This window comes from Phenylobacterium sp. (genome assembly GCF_965229015.1).
GTDB lineage: Bacteria > Pseudomonadota > Alphaproteobacteria > Caulobacterales > Caulobacteraceae > Phenylobacterium.
This window is the reverse complement of the sequence record NZ_CBDDIM010000001.1, coordinates 2,259,907-2,278,013: the sequence shown is the minus strand read 5'-3', so window position 1 is coordinate 2,278,013 and position 18,107 is coordinate 2,259,907. Positions and strand designations below refer to the sequence as shown.

The window sequence follows — 18,107 nt, the reverse complement described above, 5'->3', positions numbered from 1 at the left end:
CGACCCGTACATGGGCCCGGCTCCAGCCGGGGCCCATGGCCGGGAACCGCAGGGTTAACCGGTCGTTAGTCAGGGCGTCGGGGGACCTTGGAGAGAACCGACATGTTCAAGACCCTGATCCTGGCCGGCGCTGCGTCGGTCCTTCTCACTGTCCCCGCCCTAGCTCAGGGCGTCGCCGTTCCGGGCGTGCCCGTGAACGGTGAGGTCAGCGCCACCACCGGCGTCGCGCCTCTCACCACGAAGGCCCGCGTGGCCTCAGGCCAATCCACCACCCACGGCGACGCCGCACTCAGCACGCCGGGCGTTCGGGGCGCCCTGGACGCCGCCGCTCTGAGCGCCGACGCCTCCGCCACCATGCCGCGTCCCCTGCGGGTCGGCGACAAGATCCTCGACCGCTACGGCCTGGATGCGGGCCGGGTCACCGAGGTCGGCCCTCGGGTGACCATCATGCGCAAGGGCAAGACCACCACGGTTGCCGCCGCCAGCCTCAAGATGAAATCCAACGGGGTCTATTCCACTCAGCGCCGCACCACGATCTGGAAGCGCTGACATCGGCGGGGCCGTCCCCGGACGGCCCACTTCGCCGAACGCCAATTTCCCTTGGCGCGCGACATCTGAACGGCGATAAGGTTCGCCTCTCGGAAGTCTCGGGCATACCCGGACTTCGATAATCCGCCCGCTTAGACGGGCGCTGTTCGGGGAACGCCAGGATGAAAGCCGCCGTGCTGCGCGAAGTGGGCAAACCGCTTCAAATCGAAGACGTCCAGATCAACAAGCCGGGCCCGCACGAGGTCCTCATCCGCACCAAGGCCGCCGGCCTGTGCCACTCCGACCTGCACTTCATGGAAGGCTCCTATCCCCACCCGCTGCCGGCGGTGCTGGGCCACGAGAGCGCCGGCGTCGTCGAGCAGGTGGGCTCGGAAGTTCGCACGGTGAAGGTGGGCGACCACGTCATCACCTGCCTGTCGGCCTATTGCGGCCACTGCGACCAGTGCCTCACCGGCCACCTCTCGCTCTGCGTCTCGCCTGAGACCAAGCGCGGCGCCGATGAGGAGCCCCGCCTGACCACCCCGGCCGGGCCGATGATCCAGTTCCTGAACCTGTCGTCCTTCGCCGAACACATGTTGATCCACGAGCATGCCTGCGTGGCGATCCGCAAGGACATGCCGCTGGACCGCGCCGCCCTCATCGGCTGCTCGGTGATGACCGGCGTCGGCGCGGCGATCCACACCTCGGGCGTCCGTCCCGGCGAGACCGTGGCCGTCATCGGCTGCGGCGGCGTGGGCCTCTCGGCCATCAACGGCGCGGCCATCGCCGGCGCTGGCCGCATCATCGCCATCGACATGGTGGCCTCCAAGGGCAACCTGGCAATGGAATTCGGCGCCACCGACTTCATCGACGCCTCCCAGACCGACGCGGTCAAGGAAGTGCTCGAAATGACCAAGGGCGGGGTGCACCATTCCTTCGAGGCCATCGGCCTGTCGAAGACCGCCGAGCAGGCCTTCAACATGCTGCGTCGCGGCGGCACCGCCAACATCATCGGCATGATCCCGGTCGGTCAGAGCATCACCCTGATGGGCGCGGCCTTCCTGGGCGAGAAGAAGCTGCAGGGATCGATGATGGGCTCCAACCGCTTCCCGGTCGACATGCCGCGTCTGGTGGACTTCTACATGAACGGCAAGCTGAAGCTCGACCAGATGATCTCCCAGCGCATCAAGCTGGAGCAGGTCAACGAAGGCTTCGCCGACATGAAGCGCGGCGAGCTGGCCCGCTCGGTGATCATCTTCGACTGAACCCCGTCGGAGCGACCAGAACGTCCAAGGCCCTCCCCCGCGGGAGGGCCTTTTTCGTGGCGGAGTTAGGGTTAAATAGTTGTATTCCACAAATAAAATATCGGCGGGCGAAACCTACGCCCGGGACGGGTGTTTGAGTCGGCGTCCCCCTCCGGAGCGTCCCACATGCTTGACGAGACCGACCCTGAGCTGGCGCGCCTGACGTGCATCTGGCGCATACGGTTCGGCGAGCCGCCGCCGATCCTGGCGGAGGCGGCCCTGATCCGTCGAATCCTGGACTCCCTCCCCAGCGACGAGGACGAGGACTAGGCCTGCAGCACCTTGCGGACGCCGGGATTGGGGTCCTGGACGATCTTGCTCTCAACATCGAAGATCATTGTGGCCCGGGTCTGGACGTCATAGGCGGGCCAGGCCGGCAGATCCGGCGCATTGGGGCTTCCGGTGCGGGCGAAGGCCAGCCACGCGCTGGACATCTGGTCGGCCACCACCTGGGGCTCGTCGCCGCGGCCCACGAAGTTGCGGGCGCGCTCGACATTGTCGAACACCAGCGGGATCTCCAGGGCGTGGGGGCACTTGAGCCGCCCCCGCGACACCGGCGTCTCCCAGGTCAGCATGTACATGTAGGCGGGCGCCGCCTGCTGGGCGGCCTTACGTTCGGCCAGCGTGATGGAGCCCAGCCACATCCCGGTGGCGGTCTGGGCGGCGCTGGCCAGGTAGGTCGGTGAATAGTCGGGGTGGACCTTGCGCAGCTCGGCCACCAGGGCGTCGGCCTTGTCGCCGGCGGCGGCCTTGGCGCGCTTGGCCAGGTCTTCCTCGGTCAGCTCCCCGAACTTCGGGTCGCCGATCATGAACAGGGTGCTCTCGTCCTTGTTGGTGCCGATCATCACCGGGACGTCGGCGCTGAGGACCGGCGCGTCGGGGACGAAGGGATCGCGGGGCAGGGCGACGCCGTCCACCACGGGGCTGAAGTTGCGCATGCGGTCCCCGGGGACCTTGACGCTGGCCCGGCTGATCACTTCGGTGGGCAGGGCCGCCAGCGCCGCGGCGTCCTTCACCTCCAGGGCGTCCAGCAGGGTCTGGGCGGTCTTGGCCGCGTCGGCCTTGGCCGCGCCGCGCAGGCCGGGGCCGGACTGGACGATGGCCTTGTGGAACAGGCCCTTGGCGCCGGGCATGCCCATCAGCAGGGAGACCTTCCAGCCGCCGCCGCTCTCGCCGAAGATGGTGACGTTGGCCGGATCACCGCCGAAGGCCTCGATGTTGTCGCGCACCCATTCCAGCACCTGGACGATGTCCAGCATGCCGGCGACCCCGGACTGGGCGTAGTCGGGGCCGAAGGCCTCCCCCAGGTCCAGGTAGCCGAAGACGTTGAGGCGGTGGTTGACGGTGACCGTGACCACGTCGCCCTTCCGCGCCAGGGCGCCGCCGTCGTACATGGCGGCCCCGCCCGACCCGTTGGCGAAGCCGCCGCCGTGCAGCCAGACCATCACCGGCCGCCTGGCCTGATCGAGGCCCGGGGTCCAGACATTGAGGAACAGACAGTCCTCCGAAGAGGCCGGTTCGTCCGGCGCCGGGGGATCGCCGGCCGAGGAGCCGCGCTCGCCCGGCCCCATGCCCGACTGGATGGCCGGGGCGCCATAGCTGACCGCCTCGGCGACCTCGGTCCAGGGCGCGGGCCGGCGCGGCGGCTTGAAGCGATGCTCGCCCGTGGGCGGCGCCCCGTAGCGCAGGCCCTTGAACACCTGCAGCACGTCCTCGACATAGCCCCGCACGGGGCCATTGCTGGTGGAGACCACCGCGGTTCGGGTGAGCGGCGCGCGCGCCAGGTCGTCGGCCATCGTCATTCCTCCATCCGGCCGCCCCCATTCTTGCCCGCGGTACGGACGTGAGGCTGTTCGTCTTGGAGATCAGTCTGCGCCCGGAAGCGCGCCGATGGCAATCACAGTCAGGGGATGAAGACGCCCATGAGGACCGGCCGGGCATAGTCCTCCATCACCCGATCCGTGGAGCCGGGATGGTGGCGAGGGTCCATGGAGTTGGCGCCGTTGAAGGCCACCATAAGCATCTGGGCGGCCAGCAGGGGGTCCACCGGGCGCAGGGTGCCGTCGGCGATCCCGTCGCTGATCTGGCCGGCGAAGGCGTGGGCGATCTGCTGGAATCGCAGCCGCAGGCGGCGGCGCGAGGCGGGTGGGGCGGCGGCCATGGCGTAGTGGCGCAGCATGCGGCCGGCCTCGCCGGAGGCCTGGTGCAGGATCAGGGAGCAGACCGCCAGCCAGACACGGCTCCAGCCGTCCGGGGCCTCGGCGGCGCGGCGCTTGGCTTCGTCGATGAGGTCGAAGGTGCGCTCGAAACAGGCTGCGGCCAGCTCATCCTTGTCGGCGTTGTGGTGGTAGAATGAACCTTTGGTGACGTTCAGCTGGGCCGAGATCTTGTCCACGGAGGCGCCGCGATAGCCCTCGCGGTTGATCAGGTTGGTGGCGGCGATCAGGAAGCGCTCGCGGGTCACCTCGTCGTTCTGCGCCACGGGCGAGCCCAGGGTCAGGACCGGCAGGTCGGGCCAGGGTTGATCGCGGCCGGCGATGCCGTCCAGCATCAGGTCGGCGATGCGGGCGGCGACCCGCGGATAGTCGGCGGGCTCGTAGGAACCCAGCCAGGCGTCGGCCCAGCCGAGCTGGTCGATGATCAGGCGAGCCAGGGCCGTGCGCCGGGGCCGGGTCATCCACGGCATGTCCGGCGTCTTGGCGAAGCGGCCGATGCGGACATAGAGCTCGCGGAAGGCTTCCATCAGCGGCTGCTGCTGGTCGCCCTCGATCAGGCTGATTTCGCTGAAGGGGGCGAGCGGCGGGGCCTCGCCCAGGGCGATCCGCCGGCGCACCTCGAAATAGGCCTCCACGAACCGGCGCAGCCGGGCGGGCGGCTCGGTCTCCAGATAGGCCTCGTCCAGCATCAGGTCGTAGCGCGCGATGGTGTCGCGCAGGACCGCGGCGGCCAGGTCTTCCTTGCGCTTGAAGTAGTAGGTCAGGCTGACCGGGTGCAGGTCCATCCGCTTGGCCACGGCGGCCAGGGTGAAGCCGGAGACCCCGCGGTCGTTGAAGACCGCCGTGGCCGCGGCCATGATCGCCTCGCGCTTGGCGGCGTAGCGGGTGCGGGCCTTTGGCGGGGCGGCGGCTTGCGGCATGGAATCCTCTGCTCCGACAGGACCTTAGGCCTGAGGTTAGAGCTTTGCCGGTCGCCCGCCTAGCGACGCAGGCCCGCGACCTTGATCGGGTCTGTGTCGGCCGCGGCCAGCTTGCGGGTTTCGCTCTTGTCGTCCCTGGCGACCTCGGCGGCCTCGCCGCTGTTCACCAGGTGGTCGATATGGGCCTTCTTGGCGCGGAAGGCGGCCAGCTGGGCGCCGGCCAGGACGGTGCCGGTGGGCACCTTCACGCCGATCGGATTGACCCGCGCGCCCTTGAGCCAGGTCTCGTAGTGCAGGTGAGGACCGGTGGACGCGCCGGTGGAGCCCACATAGGCCACCAGTTGGCCCTGGCGCACGTGCATGCCGGGCTTCAGCCCCTTGGCGTAGCGCGACAGGTGTCCGTAGCCGGTCTCCCAGCCGTTGGAGTGCCGGATGCGCAGCCAGTTGCCGTAACCGCCCCAGCGCCGGGCCTCGACCACCACGCCGTCGCCGGCGGCCAGGACGGGGGTGCCCATGCCGGCGCCGAAGTCGATGCCCTGGTGCATGCGGTTGAAGCCGAGGATCGGGTGGCGGCGCATGCCGAAGGTCGAGGTCATCCGCGCGCCGTCCACCGGGGTGCGCAGCAGGAAGCCCTTGATGTTCTTGCCGGCGTCATCGAGGTACTCGACGTCGCCGCCGGGCATGACGAAGCGGTAGAAGCGGATGCCCTTGATCTCGGCGTATTCCAGGTCGCCGGTCTCCACGGTGCGGCCGCTCTCGGTGACCTTGCGGTCGAAGACCAGTTCGAACTTGTCGCCCGGCTTGATGTCGCGGTCGAAGTCGATCTTGTGGGAGAACAGCTTCACCATCTGGGCGGTGATCGAGGAAGTGGCCCCCAGGCGCGAGGCGCTCTCGTAGAGCGAACCGGTGATGGCGCCCTGGGCGACGGTGGTCTCGTCGCGGATCTTCTCTTCCATCTCCCGCAGGCGCAGGGCGCCGTCGAAGGTGCGCGAGACGGTGACGGCGGTGGCGGGGCCGGTGCGCAGGGACAGGCCGATCAGCCGGGCCGGGCCGCGCTGGCCGCGGGGCCGGGCGACGGCGGCGTCGAAGGCCATGCCGGCCTTGATGTGGACGGTGTCCATGGCCTCGCCCAGGGTCTGGACGGCCTGACGCGCCTCGTCGGGGGCGACGCCGGCGCGGAGGACGGCGTCCTCGAAGGTCTCGCCGGGCTGGATCTTGACGGCGATGTTCTCAGGACGCGCGAAGCCGGGCTGGGCCTCGGCCTGGGTGAAGGCGGTGTGCTGCAGGGCGGCGATGGCGGCGGGATCGAGGGGCGGCGGGGTCGGGGCGGTGGCCTCGGCGGCCGTGAGCTTCCAGCCCAGGGCCAGGGCGGCGAAGCCCGCCACGCCCACCAGCAGGCGGGGGGCGATACGAAGGGTCGGCCGTCGCGGATCGAACTCGTGCATCGTGCCCCCGTTACTAACGACGCTCTAGCCTAGCTTGGCCTTAAGCTAGCTTCAAAATGGCGCATCTGGCAGGTAAGCCAGCAAAACGCAGGCCGCACCATTCTGCCCTGCGCTGGTTAACCGTGAATGAGGACCGTGTGGACCGGTCGTATTGTCACGGGCAGAGGTCATCTTATGAGAATGCGGCGAGAAATCGTCGCCCTCGCATCGCGTTTGCTTATCGGCGCCTCCGACTTACAGAAGACCCAGAACCAACTCCGCGGGACGGCACAGGGCCGCGCCCTTCGGGGTGACCACAATAGGCCGATTCACCAGGATCGGGTCGAGGATCATCGCAGCGAACAGGGCCTCGTCGGAGGCCGCCGGATCGCTCAGGCCCAGTTCGTCGGCCTGGGTGCCGCGCACCCGCAGGATCTCGTGGGCGCCGACTCCCATGGCCTTGGTGAGGGCCGCCAGCTGGTCCCGGGTCCAGCCCTCCTTCAGATACTCCACGACCTTGGGCTCCAGGCCCTTTTCCCGCAGCAGGGCCAGGGTGTTGCGCGAGGTGCCGCAGGCGGGGTTGTGATAGATGGTGATGTCGCTCATGAGCCCCTTTTAGCCCTCCGATCTCACCAGGTGAACCTTTGCTCGCCGGTGACGATGGTCGCGCCCGAGATGTTGTTGGCCGAAACCTTGGGCGGTCGGGCGGGAAGGGGGCGGGCGTCCTTCGGCCAGGCCTCGGTCACGGCGGCGTAGCGGGTGTCGATGACGCCGGGGCCCTTGGCGCGGAAGCCGACGGCCACGCCCTCGGGCGCCGCCTGCCAGCGGACGCGGGTCCACTGGCCGGGCTCGGCCAGGATCTTGGCCGGGCGGCCATTGACCGTGGCGTCGGTGAGGCGGCCGGTGGGGCGCAGGTCCAGGGCGACGGTCCGCGCGCCGGCGGGGGGGATGATCCTGACCTGCAGGGAGCCGTCGATCAGCCGTTCGAGGGCCACTGACGGAGGCGCGGGGGTGACCGGCTTGGCCCAAGCCGACTGGGCGGTCTCGGTCCGCCAGCCCACGGGCGCGTCGTCCTTGACGCTATGGCCGCCGTCGGCCCGCAGCACGCCGCGGGTCCATTCCGGCGGGTTCGGCGCCAGGCTGAAGCGCTTGGCCTGGCCGGTGGCGCCGTCCACCACATAGGCCAGGATGCTGGGCTGGGGATGGCGCGCGCTCCAGGGCGGCAGGACCCGCACCAGGCCCACGGTCAGGAACCCCAGGAGCAGGACCACCAGGGCCACGGTGCGCGGCCGCGTCTCCTCCGGCTCGGCCTGGATCAGGGGCCAGACCAGCAGGGCGGCGAGCCAGGCGAACAGGGCTTGGACCTCCACCCGGTCGATGCCGACGAACACCCCGTGAGCGAAGACCAGCACCCATTGCAAGGCGAGCGCCGCCAGCAGGCCCACCACCACCGTGACCGCCGCGGGCCGCCAGGTCCCCAGGGCGCTCACCGCCCCGGCCAGGGCGGCGAAGGCGAGCGGCCAGGCGATCAGGAAGGCCGCCGTGGGGGCAGCCACCTGCAGGGCCAGGACGGCGGCGAAGGCCAGGCCCAGGGCGCCGGTCCAGGTTCCGGCCACCCCGGCGGGGCGCCCGAAGGCCAGCAGGGCGATGATGGCCGCGGCGCCCCCCAGGCCCAGGCCGATCAGGTTCCAGCCGGACAGGGCGGTGCAGAGCGCCCCGGCCAGCAGGGCCAGGCCTGCGGCGCCCAAGCGCATGCGCCCGCGGCCGACGCTGGCGGCGGCGAACAGGATGGCGCCGATCCCCACCAGCAGCAGGGCCGCCTCCCACAGGCCGGCCTGGGCCAGCAGGGGCTGCTGCTCGTAGAAGCCGAAGCCGGCGCCGGTGGCCCAGCGTGACAGCATGAACAGCACGGCGCTGGTCAGGATCAGATAGAGGGCCGCCCCTACCCCCTTGGCCACGTCGGCCAGGACGAAGGCGTCGGCCCGTCGGGCGCGCCAGACCGCCAGCGCCATCAGGGCCGCGATCCCCGCCAGCACCGCCCAGCCGACCAGGGTCGGATAGGTCAGCAGGTGGCCGCCGAAGGTGTTGGCGTAGACGGCGTCCGGCGCCTTGGCCGGCAGGGTCTTGGCGAAGGCGACCGCGCGGGTGGTGGCCAGGACCTCGTCGCCCAGGTGCTGCAGACTGCCCTGGCTGAGGTTCTCCGGCGTGGAGACCGGGGAGTGGTAGTCGAACTGCCGGGCGATGAAGGCGTAGTTCAGCCCCGGGACCCCGGCCTTGCGCGGCACGGTGAAGTCGGTGTCGTTGGGGAGCTGCTTGTAGAGATAGACGATCAGCGAGCTGGAGGCCGGCGAGGGGGAGGCCCTGCGGAACATCTCCACCACGGCGCCGTTCTCCGGCGCGGTCTCGAACATGTTGGCCCGGCCGCCGCCGCCGCGGGACTCCATGTTGATCACGAAGCCGACGTGTGGGGCCAGGGGATGGGACTGGAAGAAGGCCGTGGCGCCCAGCAGGCCCGCCTCCTCGCCGTCGGTGAGCACCAGGACCACGTCGCGGGCCGGCGTTCCCTGGGTCTTGATGGCGCGGATCACCTCCAGGGCCGCGGAGACCCCGGCGGCGTCGTCGGCGGCCCCGGGGGAGCCGGGCACGCTGTCATAATGGGCCATCAGGGCGAGCGCCGGGGCGGTGCGGTCGGCGCCCGGCAGGACGCCGACGACATTCTCCACCACCCCGCCCAGCACCAGGGGCTCCTTGCCCGGAATCTGCTCGAAGGCGTCGGCTCGCTGCACCTGGGGGCCGAGCCCGAGGGCGGTCATGCGCTGGACCAGGTGGTTGCGGACCGCGAAATTGGCCGGCGAGCCCACGGGGTGGGGCGTCCTGGCGATCACCCGGTCGTCGACCATGGCCCGGCCGGCGGAGAAGGCTCCCGCCGGGGCGTCGAGGCCCAGGGGCCGCGGGGTCATGCCCGCCCACACGGCCACGATCAGGGCGGCCACGAACACGGCGGCCAGGACGATATCTTTTCTCAAGGTCACGCTCCCCAGCGGTCAGGCCGGGGAACGTTAACGGCAGAGGTGGTCCAGGCCAAACCCAAAGCGGCGACCCAGGGTGGCGCCCACACAGAAACGCCCGCCGGTGAGGGCGGGCGCTCTGCCGAATTCCTGGACGTGGAGTGCTTGGCGGCGTTCTTTTGACTAGGCCGCGACAGCGCTCTCTTGGGGGTCGCGCAGCACGTAGCCGCGGCCCCAGACGGTTTCGATGTGGTGCTTGCCGTCGGCGGCCGCGGCCAGCTTCTTGCGCAGCTTGCAGATGAACACGTCGATGATCTTCAACTCGGGCTCGTCCATGCCGCCATAGAGGTGGTTGAGGAACATTTCCTTGGTGAGGGTCGTGCCCTTGCGGAGCGAGAGCAGCTCCAGCATCTGGTATTCCTTGCCGGTCAGGTGAACGCGGCTGGAGTTCACTTCGACGGTCTTGGCGTCGAGGTTGACGGTGATGTCGCCGGTCTTGATGACCGATTGGGCGTGACCCTTGGAGCGGCGGACCACGGCGTGGATGCGGGCCACCAGCTCATCCTTGTGGAAGGGCTTGGTCATGTAGTCGTCGCCGCCGGCGCCGAACGTCTTGACCTTGGTGTCGATCTCGGCCGAGCCCGAGAGGATCATGATCGGGGTGTTGATCTTGCCGACCCGCAGCGTGCGCAGCACGTCCATGCCGCTCATGTCGGGCAGGTTGAGGTCCAGAAGGATCAGGTCGTAGTCGTAGATCTTGCCCAGATCCACGCCCTCTTCACCGAGGTCCGTCGTATAGACGTTGAAGCCTTCCGACTTGAGCATCAACTCGATGCTCTGCGCGGTGGCGCTGTCGTCCTCGATCAACAGTACGCGCATAAAATTCTCCTGAACCGCCCGCGCCTAAGATTGGATTCTTCGGAATCCACGTCGTCCCTCACGGCTAGCTTGCCAGCGAGTTAATTTAAGACCGGTTAATAGTGAAAGGCCTCTGACCGAATCGTTAACTCGATTTCGGAATCACCAGCAAGCGCGGCCTCGGAACCGGGAGTCGCGGCGCTGTTGAATCTTTTGTGATTGGACAGGCTCCACCCTGCTTCGGGCGTCGGGGGCCGATCCGCGCCAGAAGGCCCCGGCGGCGTGGAGGCCGCGGGAAGCCTGAGTCCCTTCAACGGTTTGGGTCCGCCCCGGCGCGCCCGGGGGCCGCCGTCTCGACCTCGCGGCGCGGCGCGGCGCGGCGCGGAAATGCGCGGCGCCTTGTCTTTCGGCCTCCGCCGCGTCCGAACGACGCATCCTTAAGAAAGGGGCTGATCTGGGGGCTTCGGCGGCCGCGTCGACGGAACAGGGAAGCGGCTGGAGAGTTTGCACGGGCGAACCCTTGAAGGACATTCCCATGCCCACGCCGTCCAAGTCCGCCAACGACGCCCTCGCCCTGGCCCCCGTGCTCAATGAGCCCCTCGAGGCGAGCGCCGGCGTCCTGCAGGGCGCCGCGGCCAACGACGCGGTCACCGGCGATCCCCTGGCCGGGGTCGCCCCCGCCGCCAAGCCCACCCTGCGCGAGCAGATCCGCAAGCATCCGATCCTGACCCTGGCCCTCGGCGGCCTGGTGATCGGCGGGATCGCCGCCCTCGCCGGCCGCGGCGCCATCGTCCGCACCGCGCGGCCCATCCTGGTTCGCGCCGCCCGCCCGGCGCTGATCAAGGCCGCCGCCCGCCATCCCTTCAACACCGCCAGGCTCGCCGCGCGCTATCCCAAGGCCGCCGCGCGCATCGCCGCCGGCCTGCGCCGAGCCGGCTGACCTCTCGGCGGCCGCGGCAGCGTGACCTCGGCCGCCGGGCCTGCCCGCCCTTCCTGTCATGGAGCTGTGGGGGGAACGTCACGCTCCTGAAGCTTGGCCGTTAAAAAGCGCTGCTACCCCACCTCGCCGGAACCGCAACGGGCGGTCCCGACCGACTGGGGGCAACCATGAAACGTCATCTTCTCGCCGGCGCCGCGCTGGGCGTCATTCTGTTCGGCTGGACGAACGCCATGGCCGCCGAGGCCGCCGCTGACGCGGTGGAAACGGGCGCGGTGGAGGAGCTTGTCGTCTTTGGCCGCGGCGAGGCCCGGCAGGTCCAGACTGTCGATGGCTCGGACCTCCAGCTCGAGGTGGCCGGCGCCAGCCCGCTGAAGATGGTCGAGAAGCTGCCCAATGTGAACCTGCAGTCGGCCGACCCCTTCGGCGCCTATGAGTGGTCCTCGCGGATCTCCATCCGCGGTTTCGACCGCAACCGCCTCGGCTTCACCCTGGACGACGTGCCGCTGGGGGACATGACCTACGGCAACCACAACGGCCTGCACATCTCCCGCGCCATCGCCGGCGAGAACGTCGGCCAGGCGACCCTGGCCCAGGGCGCGGGCGCCCTGGGGGTCGCCTCGGTGAGCGACCTGGGGGGCTCGCTGCAATTCCGCTCCCGCGATCCCTCGGCCGAGTTCGCGGTCCTGGCCGCGGCCACCGCCGGCTCCAACGACACCTATCGCGGCTTCGTCCGCCTCGACAGCGGCGAGCTGGCCAGCGGCGCGCGCGGCTATCTGAGCTACTCCTACAACACCGCCGGCAAGTGGAAGGGCGACGGCACGCAACGCCAGACCCAGGTCAACTTCAAGGCCGTCCAGCCCATCGGCGAGGGCTCGCTCACCGGCTGGGTCAACTGGTCGACCCGCCAGGAGAACGACTACCAGGACCTGTCCCTGGAGATGATCAGCCGCCTGGGCCTGAGCTGGGACAACTTCGCTCCCAACTACGCCGGCGCCATACAGGTGGCGGAGATCGGCAACAACCGGGGCGACACGGGCGTCACGCCCAGGTTCCCCGCCTATGGGACCGTCTATCCGGGCAAGATCGTCAGCCCGGACGACGCCTATTACGACGCCTCGGGCCTGCGCGACGACCTGATCGGCGCCGTGACCCTGGACATGCCCATCACCGAGGCCCTGCGGGTCAAGGCCACCGCCTATGGCCACACCAACGAGGGCCAGGGCCTGTGGGTCACGCCCTACGTCCCCTCGCCCAACTATGGCGTCGCCGGGGCCACGACCAATGACTCGCCCCTCTCGATCCGCACCACCGAGTACGACATCAACCGTCGCGGCCTGGTGGCCGGCGCCACCCTGACCCTCGGCGGCCATGAGATCGAGGGCGGCTTCTGGTACGAGGACAACGACTTCACCCAGGCCCGGCGCTTCTACGCCCTGAACCGCAGCGCGTTCTCGCGGGACATGCTGGAGATGCAGTCGGGCGCCTTCCGCACCGACTGGGAGTACGACTTCAAGACCACCACGCGGAAGTTCTACCTCTCCGACACCTGGTCGATCAGCGGGGCCCTGGCGGTGAACTTCGGCTTCAAGTCGCTGTCGGTTGAGAACGAGGCCACCACCGTGGTGGGCGCCAACAAGACCGGGACGATCAAGGCCGAGGAGAACTTCCTGCCGCAGATCGGGGTCCGCTACGACCTGACCCCCGACAGCCAGTTCTTCGCCGGCTATTCGGAGAATATGCGGGCCTTCGCCAGCTCGGGCACCTCGGGTCCGTTCTCCACCACCCAGGCCGGTTTCAACGCCATCAAGGACAAGCTGAAGCCGGAACTCTCCCAGACCTTCGAGGCCGGCTGGCGCTACAAGACGCCGGACTTCCAAGGGGTGATCGCCCTCTACCACGTGCAGTTCAAGAACCGCCTGTTCGGCGTCGCCGTGGGCTCGGGCATCCAGGGCAATCCGGCGGTGCTGTCCAATGTCGGGGGGGTGACGGCCAAGGGCTTCGAGGCCGCCGGGGACTGGAACTTCGCCCCCGACTGGTCGCTGTTCGCCTCCTACGCCTACAATGACTCGACCTATGACGAGGACACCCGCGACGGCAACGGCGTCATCGTCGCCCGCACCGCCGGCAAGACCACCGTCGACACGCCGGAGAACCTCTTCAAGGCCGAGCTGAACTACGACAACGGGTCGCTGTTCGGGAAGTTCGGCCTGTCCTATCTGAGCGAGCGCTTCTTCACCTACGAGAACGACCGCGGCGTTCCCTCCCAGACCCTGGCCGAGCTGACCCTGGGCTACCGGTTCTCCGGCTCCCCGATGCTGGAGGGCCTGGAGCTGCAGCTCAACGTCAGCAACCTGTTCGACGAGGCCTATATCTCCACCATCGACTCCAACGGCTTCGCCATTCGCGGCGACAGCCAGACCCTGCTCGCCGGCGCGCCGCGGCAGGTCTTCGTCACGGTCCGCAAGACCTTCTAGTCTATCCCCGAACTGGAGCCGGGCCGCCGCGCCCGGCTCCTCTTTTCGAACTCCGGGAGCCCCCCATGACCCTGCGACGCCTGCTGATCGCGGCCTTCGCCCTGGCCCTCGCCGCCGCCGGCCCGGCCCTGGCCAGGGACCTCGATCATCGCCTGGTGCTGGTGACGGTGGACGGGCTGAGCTGGCAGGAGGTGTTTCGCGGCGCCGACCCGGTCCGCGCCGCCGATAAGACCTTCGTCGAGGACCCCGCGGCCCTGAAGGCGCGGTTCGTGGAGGTCCCCGACCGCCCCCGCGCCCTGACCCCCTTCCTGCACGACGTGGTGGCCCGGCAGGGCGTCCTGCTGGGGGACCGCGACCACGGGGGCTGCGCGGCGGTGACCAACGACATGTGGTTCTCCTATCCCGGCTACAACGAGATCCTCACCGGCCGCGTCGATCCCGCGATCAAGTCCAACGAGCATGGCCTCAGCAAGAACGTCACCGTCCTGGAGTGGCTGAACGGGCGTCCCGAGTTCCGCGGCAAGGTCCGCGCCGTGGCCTCCTGGAACGTCTTCGACGACATCCTGGCGGCCGCCCGCAGCAAGCTGCCGGTCAACGCCGGCTGGGGGACCCCGGCCTCGCGCACGCCGACGGAGGTGACCCTGGCCCGACTGCAGGGCCAGACCCCGCGCCGTTGGGCGGGGGTGCGGTTCGACCTCTTCACCCACGGGTACGCCCTGGAGACCCTGAAGCACGACAAGCCCCGGGTGCTGTTCGTCTCCTACGGCGAGACCGACGACTTCGCCCATGAGGGCCTCTACGACCAGACCCTGATCGCCGCCCGCCGCACCGACGGCTTCCTCGGCGAGCTCTGGGCCGCCCTGCAGGCCGACCCGGCCTATGCCGGCAAGACCACCCTGATCGTCACCACCGACCACGGCCGCGGGACCGACGAGCGGACGATCGCCTGGAAGAGCCACGGCAAGCCGCAATGGCCCGGCTCCGACCAGACCTGGATCGCCGCCATCGGCCCCGGGATCGCGCCCCAGACGGCCCCGTCCAAGGACTGCGCGGGCGCCAACCAGGTGGCCGCCACGGGGCTCCAGGCGCTGGGGCTGGACTGGAAAGCCTTCGACCCCGCCGCGGGCGCGCCGCTGCCGATCTTCAAGGCCGCGGGCAGGGTGTCGCAGCCTTGAATCTTCATCCGAAGTTAAGGCCGCAGGGCGGATTCTGGTGGGGCTGAACCGCGCTCCGGAGTGACCCTTTGCGTAACCTCGTCGCCGCCGTCGAGCGGATCGATCCGCTGACCGTCTGCGGCCGCGTGGCGGCCGTGAACGGCCTGCTGATCGAGGCCCGTGGCGGGCTGACGCGGCTGTCGGTGGGGGCTCGGGCCGAGATCGAGCGCCGGGCCGACAAACCCCTGCAGGCCGAGGTCGTGGGCTTCCGCGAGACCCGCGCCCTGCTGATGCCCTTCGGCCCCGTCGAGGGCGTGGCCCCGGGGGCCGAGATCCGCATCGACCCCATGGGTTCGGCCGTGCGTCCGACGCGGGCCTGGCTCGGCCGGGTCATCGACGCCTTCGGCGAGCCCATCGACGGTCTCGGACCCCTGCCCCAGGGCCCCGTCGGCTACCCCCTGCGCGCCGCCCCGCCCGCCGCCCACGCGCGCGGCCGGGTGGGCGAGCGGCTGGACCTGGGGGTCCGGTCCATGAACGTCTTCACCACCTGCTGCCGCGGCCAGCGCCTCGGCGTCTTCGCCGGCTCCGGCGTCGGCAAGTCGGTGCTGCTCTCCATGCTGGCCAAGGAGGCCGACTGCGACGCCGTCGTGGTGGGGCTGATCGGCGAGCGGGGCCGTGAGGTCCGCGAATTCATCGAGGAGACCCTCGGCGAGGAGGGCCTTAAGCGGGCCATCGTCGTGGTGGCAACCTCCGACGAGCCGGCCCTGAAGCGCCGCCAGGCCGCCTACATGACGCTGGCCATCGCCGAGTTCCTCCGCGACCAGGACCTCGAGGTCCTGTGCATGATGGACAGCGTCACCCGCTTCGCCATGGCCCAGCGCGAGATCGGGCTGGCCGCCGGCGAGCCCCCCACCACCAAGGGCTACACCCCCACCGTCTTCACCGAGCTGCCCAAGCTGCTGGAGCGCGCCGGGCCCGGGCCGGTGCGACCGGACGGCACCACGGCGGGGCCGATCACCGGCATCTTCACCGTGCTGGTGGACGGCGACGACCACAACGAGCCCATCGCCGACGCCGTGCGCGGCATCCTCGACGGCCACATCGTCATGGAGCGCGCCATCGCCGAGCGCGGCCGCTTCCCGGCCATCAATGTGCTGAAGTCCATCAGCCGGACAATGCCCGGCTGCCAGCTGCCGCACGAACGGCAGATCGTCACCAACGCCCGCCAGACCCTCTCGGCCTACGCCAACATGGAGGAGCTGATCCGCATCGGCGCCTACCGCACCGGCGCCGATCCCGCGGTCGACCGGGCCATCGCGCTCAATCCGCAACTGGAAGCCTTCCTTGGCCAGGACAAGGACGAGGCCACGAGCCTCGACGAAAGCTTCGACCTCCTGGCGCAGATATTGATGGGTGAAGCCGCGTGAGTTGGGCCGACAGTCTGATCAAGCTTTCGACCTACGAGGTCGAGATCCTGCAAAAGCGCCTGGGCGAGATCTCCGACCGCCGGATGGCCGCCGAGATGAAGCTGGTGATGCTGGAGGCCGAGGGGGAGGCGGAATCCCTGCGGGCCCGCGCCGACGCCGAGCACGGCTGGTACCAGGTGGGCTTCCTGGAGGGCCTGCGCATGCGCAAGGCCGCCGTCCACGAGGAGATCAAGCTGATCGCCGTCGAGGAGGCCGGCGCGCGCGACGCCCTGTCCCTGGCCTTCGAGGAGCAGAAGAAATACGAGCTGGTGGCCGAGGGCATCGCCCTGACCCGCCGCAAGGAGGTCGCCCGCCAGGAGACCGCCGCCCTCGACGAACTGGGCCTGAGGCGCGCGGCGGGCGCCCGATGAGTCCCGGGCTTCACCGGCGCGCCTTTGTCGGTTCGGCCCTGGCGCTCGGCGCCTGCAACCGCCGGGCCGACGCCCAGCCCGCCCCCATCAGCCTGCCGCCCCTGAAGAGCATCGCCCGCTTCCCGGTGGGCGCCTGTATCCAGGCGGTTCATCTGCAGGACCCCGAACTGGCCCGCCTGGTGGTGGAGCAGGTCTCCCAGCTCACGCCGGAGTGGGAGATGAAGATGGAGTACATCTGCCAGCCGGACGGCTCCTTCCGCTTCGACGGCCCCGACCAGATCGCCGCCTTCGCCAGGACCCACGGCCTGCGCCTCTTCGGCCATACCCTGGTCTGGTACGACCAGCCGCCGGGCGCCTTCGCCAATCTCGACGAGAGCCGGGTGCGGTTCGCCGACGCCTATCGCAACTACATCCTCGCCGTGGTGGGCCGTTATCGCGGCCAGGCGGTGGGCTGGGACGTCGTCAACGAGACCGTCGAGGACGACGGCGGCGGCATCCGCGACAGCCTGTGGGCCCGGAGGCTCGGCAAGCTCGAACACATCGTCCTGGCCTTCCAGCACGCCCGTGAAGCCGACCCCGACGCCGTCCTGTTCCTCAATGATTTCTTCCTCGAGACCCATCCCGAGAAGCGCCGGGCCTTCCTGAAGCTGGCCGAGACCCTGCTGAAGGCGGGCGCCCCGCTGGGGGGGCTGGGCACCCAGACCCACCTGGCCGCCGGCGACCAGAAGGGGCTGATCAAGGCGGCCATCGCCGACCTCGCTTCGCTGGGCCTGCCGATCCACATCTCGGAGATGGACGTCTCCCTGCAGGAGGGTGGCAGCCGCGCCGAGCGCCTGACCCGCCAGGCCGACCTCTATCGCGAGGCCGCCGAGGCCTATTCCGCCCTGCCGGCCCGCCAGCAGTTCGCCTTCACGATGTGGGGGCTGCGCGACCGGGAATCCTGGCGCAAACGCGAGGACGCGTCGGACGCGCCCCTGCTGTTCGATGTGAATGGCCGCCCGAAGGCCGCCGCAGCGGCCTGGGTGCAGGGGTTGGGCTGACCTACCGCTGAGGCGGAGGCGGCGGGGCCCGGACGGAATGCTCGGCGTCCGCCGCCTGGCGGATGGCGTGCAGGTCGTCGCTGAGGCGGAACAGGGCCACATAGAGTTCGCAGAACGACCGCCACAGCAGCACCAGGGCGCCCACCACCAGGAAGCCGCCCACCAGCACGCTGACGGCCAGCAGCACCCCCATGAACAGCTCCTCGCGCAGGGCGACCCCCACCGCGGTGCCGATGAACCCGAAGGCGATCAGGGCGATGACCCCCAGGCCCGCCCAGTAGATCAGGTGAATGACCTGGTTGGTCATCAGCCGCTCGAACGTCAGCAGATCCCAGAACAGGCTCGCGCCGACGCCGCGCCGGGGGTTGGGTTTGGATGGCCGCATGCGATGTCCAAGCTCGGAG

The 18,107-nt window shown here is 69.8% G+C and carries 16 protein-coding genes; 9 read left to right on the top strand and 7 right to left on the bottom strand.

Annotation, left to right across the window (positions count from 1 at the left end; all coding sequences use genetic code 11):
* The first annotated feature begins 102 nt into the window (after positions 1–102).
* The 3 genes from ACO06I_RS11465 (at position 103) to ACO06I_RS11455 (ending at position 2,102) form a co-directional block, all read left to right on the top strand.
* Complete coding sequence (locus ACO06I_RS11465) at positions 103–549, top strand: hypothetical protein (protein ID WP_421932699.1); 447 nt, start codon at positions 103–105, stop codon at positions 547–549.
* A 161-nt stretch (positions 550–710) separates the two neighbouring features.
* Positions 711–1,793 carry a Zn-dependent alcohol dehydrogenase gene (locus ACO06I_RS11460; RefSeq protein WP_421932698.1) on the top strand — a complete coding sequence of 361 codons (1,083 nt, stop codon included), beginning with the start codon at positions 711–713 and terminating at the stop codon, positions 1,791–1,793.
* A 165-nt stretch (positions 1,794–1,958) separates the two neighbouring features.
* Complete coding sequence (locus ACO06I_RS11455; RefSeq protein WP_421932697.1) at positions 1,959–2,102, top strand: hypothetical protein; 144 nt, start codon at positions 1,959–1,961, stop codon at positions 2,100–2,102.
* Here the strand turns inward: ACO06I_RS11455 and ACO06I_RS11450 are convergent.
* The 6 genes from ACO06I_RS11450 to ctrA all read right to left on the bottom strand — a co-directional run bounded on the left by ACO06I_RS11450 (position 2,099) and on the right by ctrA (position 10,279).
* On the bottom strand, positions 2,099–3,628 hold the full coding sequence (locus ACO06I_RS11450; protein WP_421932696.1) for a carboxylesterase/lipase family protein: 1,530 nt from the start codon (positions 3,626–3,628) through the stop codon (positions 2,099–2,101). The genes ACO06I_RS11455 and ACO06I_RS11450 overlap by 4 nt on opposite strands.
* 107 nt (positions 3,629–3,735) lie before the next feature.
* Positions 3,736–4,968, bottom strand: coding sequence for a TetR/AcrR family transcriptional regulator (locus ACO06I_RS11445; protein ID WP_421932695.1), 1,233 nt, complete (start codon positions 4,966–4,968; stop codon positions 3,736–3,738).
* 59 nt (positions 4,969–5,027) lie between these two features.
* Positions 5,028–6,413, bottom strand: a complete 1,386-nt coding sequence (locus tag ACO06I_RS11440; protein ID WP_421932694.1) for a peptidoglycan DD-metalloendopeptidase family protein — start codon at positions 6,411–6,413, stop codon at positions 5,028–5,030.
* 234 nt (positions 6,414–6,647) lie between these two features.
* The gene (gene arsC, locus ACO06I_RS11435) at positions 6,648–6,998 is read right to left on the bottom strand and encodes an arsenate reductase (glutaredoxin) (protein WP_421932693.1); all 351 of its coding nucleotides are present in this window, start codon (positions 6,996–6,998) and stop codon (positions 6,648–6,650) included.
* Between the two features lie 23 nt (positions 6,999–7,021).
* Complete coding sequence (locus ACO06I_RS11430) at positions 7,022–9,418, bottom strand: M20/M25/M40 family metallo-hydrolase (protein WP_421932692.1); 2,397 nt, start codon at positions 9,416–9,418, stop codon at positions 7,022–7,024.
* Positions 9,419–9,583: 165 nt separating this feature from the next.
* The gene (gene ctrA / locus ACO06I_RS11425) at positions 9,584–10,279 is read right to left on the bottom strand and encodes a response regulator transcription factor CtrA (RefSeq protein WP_293494050.1); all 696 of its coding nucleotides are present in this window, start codon (positions 10,277–10,279) and stop codon (positions 9,584–9,586) included.
* Between the two features lie 514 nt (positions 10,280–10,793).
* On the opposite strand from ctrA, the gene ACO06I_RS11420 reads away from it, so the two are divergent.
* From ACO06I_RS11420 to ACO06I_RS11395, 6 genes are all read left to right on the top strand, one after another.
* On the top strand, positions 10,794–11,198 hold the full coding sequence (locus ACO06I_RS11420; RefSeq protein ID WP_421932691.1) for a hypothetical protein: 405 nt from the start codon (positions 10,794–10,796) through the stop codon (positions 11,196–11,198).
* A gap of 167 nt (positions 11,199–11,365) precedes the next feature.
* Positions 11,366–13,672: a TonB-dependent receptor gene (locus tag ACO06I_RS11415; RefSeq protein WP_421932690.1), complete on the top strand. Its 2,307-nt coding sequence runs from the start codon at positions 11,366–11,368 to the stop codon at positions 13,670–13,672.
* A gap of 65 nt (positions 13,673–13,737) precedes the next feature.
* Positions 13,738–14,847 carry an alkaline phosphatase family protein gene (locus tag ACO06I_RS11410; protein WP_421932689.1) on the top strand — a complete coding sequence of 370 codons (1,110 nt, stop codon included), beginning with the start codon at positions 13,738–13,740 and terminating at the stop codon, positions 14,845–14,847.
* Positions 14,848–14,915: 68 nt separating this feature from the next.
* Positions 14,916–16,253: a flagellar protein export ATPase FliI gene (gene fliI, locus ACO06I_RS11405; RefSeq protein ID WP_421932688.1), complete on the top strand. Its 1,338-nt coding sequence runs from the start codon at positions 14,916–14,918 to the stop codon at positions 16,251–16,253.
* Positions 16,250–16,663 carry a flagellar FliJ family protein gene (locus tag ACO06I_RS11400; protein ID WP_421932687.1) on the top strand — a complete coding sequence of 138 codons (414 nt, stop codon included), beginning with the start codon at positions 16,250–16,252 and terminating at the stop codon, positions 16,661–16,663. The genes fliI and ACO06I_RS11400 overlap by 4 nt, the downstream gene beginning before the upstream one ends.
* A complete protein-coding gene (locus tag ACO06I_RS11395) occupies positions 16,660–17,703 on the top strand; it encodes an endo-1,4-beta-xylanase (RefSeq protein ID WP_421932686.1) in 1,044 nt (347 codons plus the stop codon). Before ACO06I_RS11400 ends, ACO06I_RS11395 begins: the two co-directional genes overlap by 4 nt.
* A 1-nt stretch (position 17,704) precedes the next feature.
* Here ACO06I_RS11395 and ACO06I_RS11390 read toward each other — a convergent pair whose 3' ends face one another.
* Positions 17,705–18,088 carry a DUF4282 domain-containing protein gene (locus tag ACO06I_RS11390; RefSeq protein WP_421932685.1) on the bottom strand — a complete coding sequence of 128 codons (384 nt, stop codon included), beginning with the start codon at positions 18,086–18,088 and terminating at the stop codon, positions 17,705–17,707.
* Between the last annotated feature and the right edge of the window lie 19 nt (positions 18,089–18,107).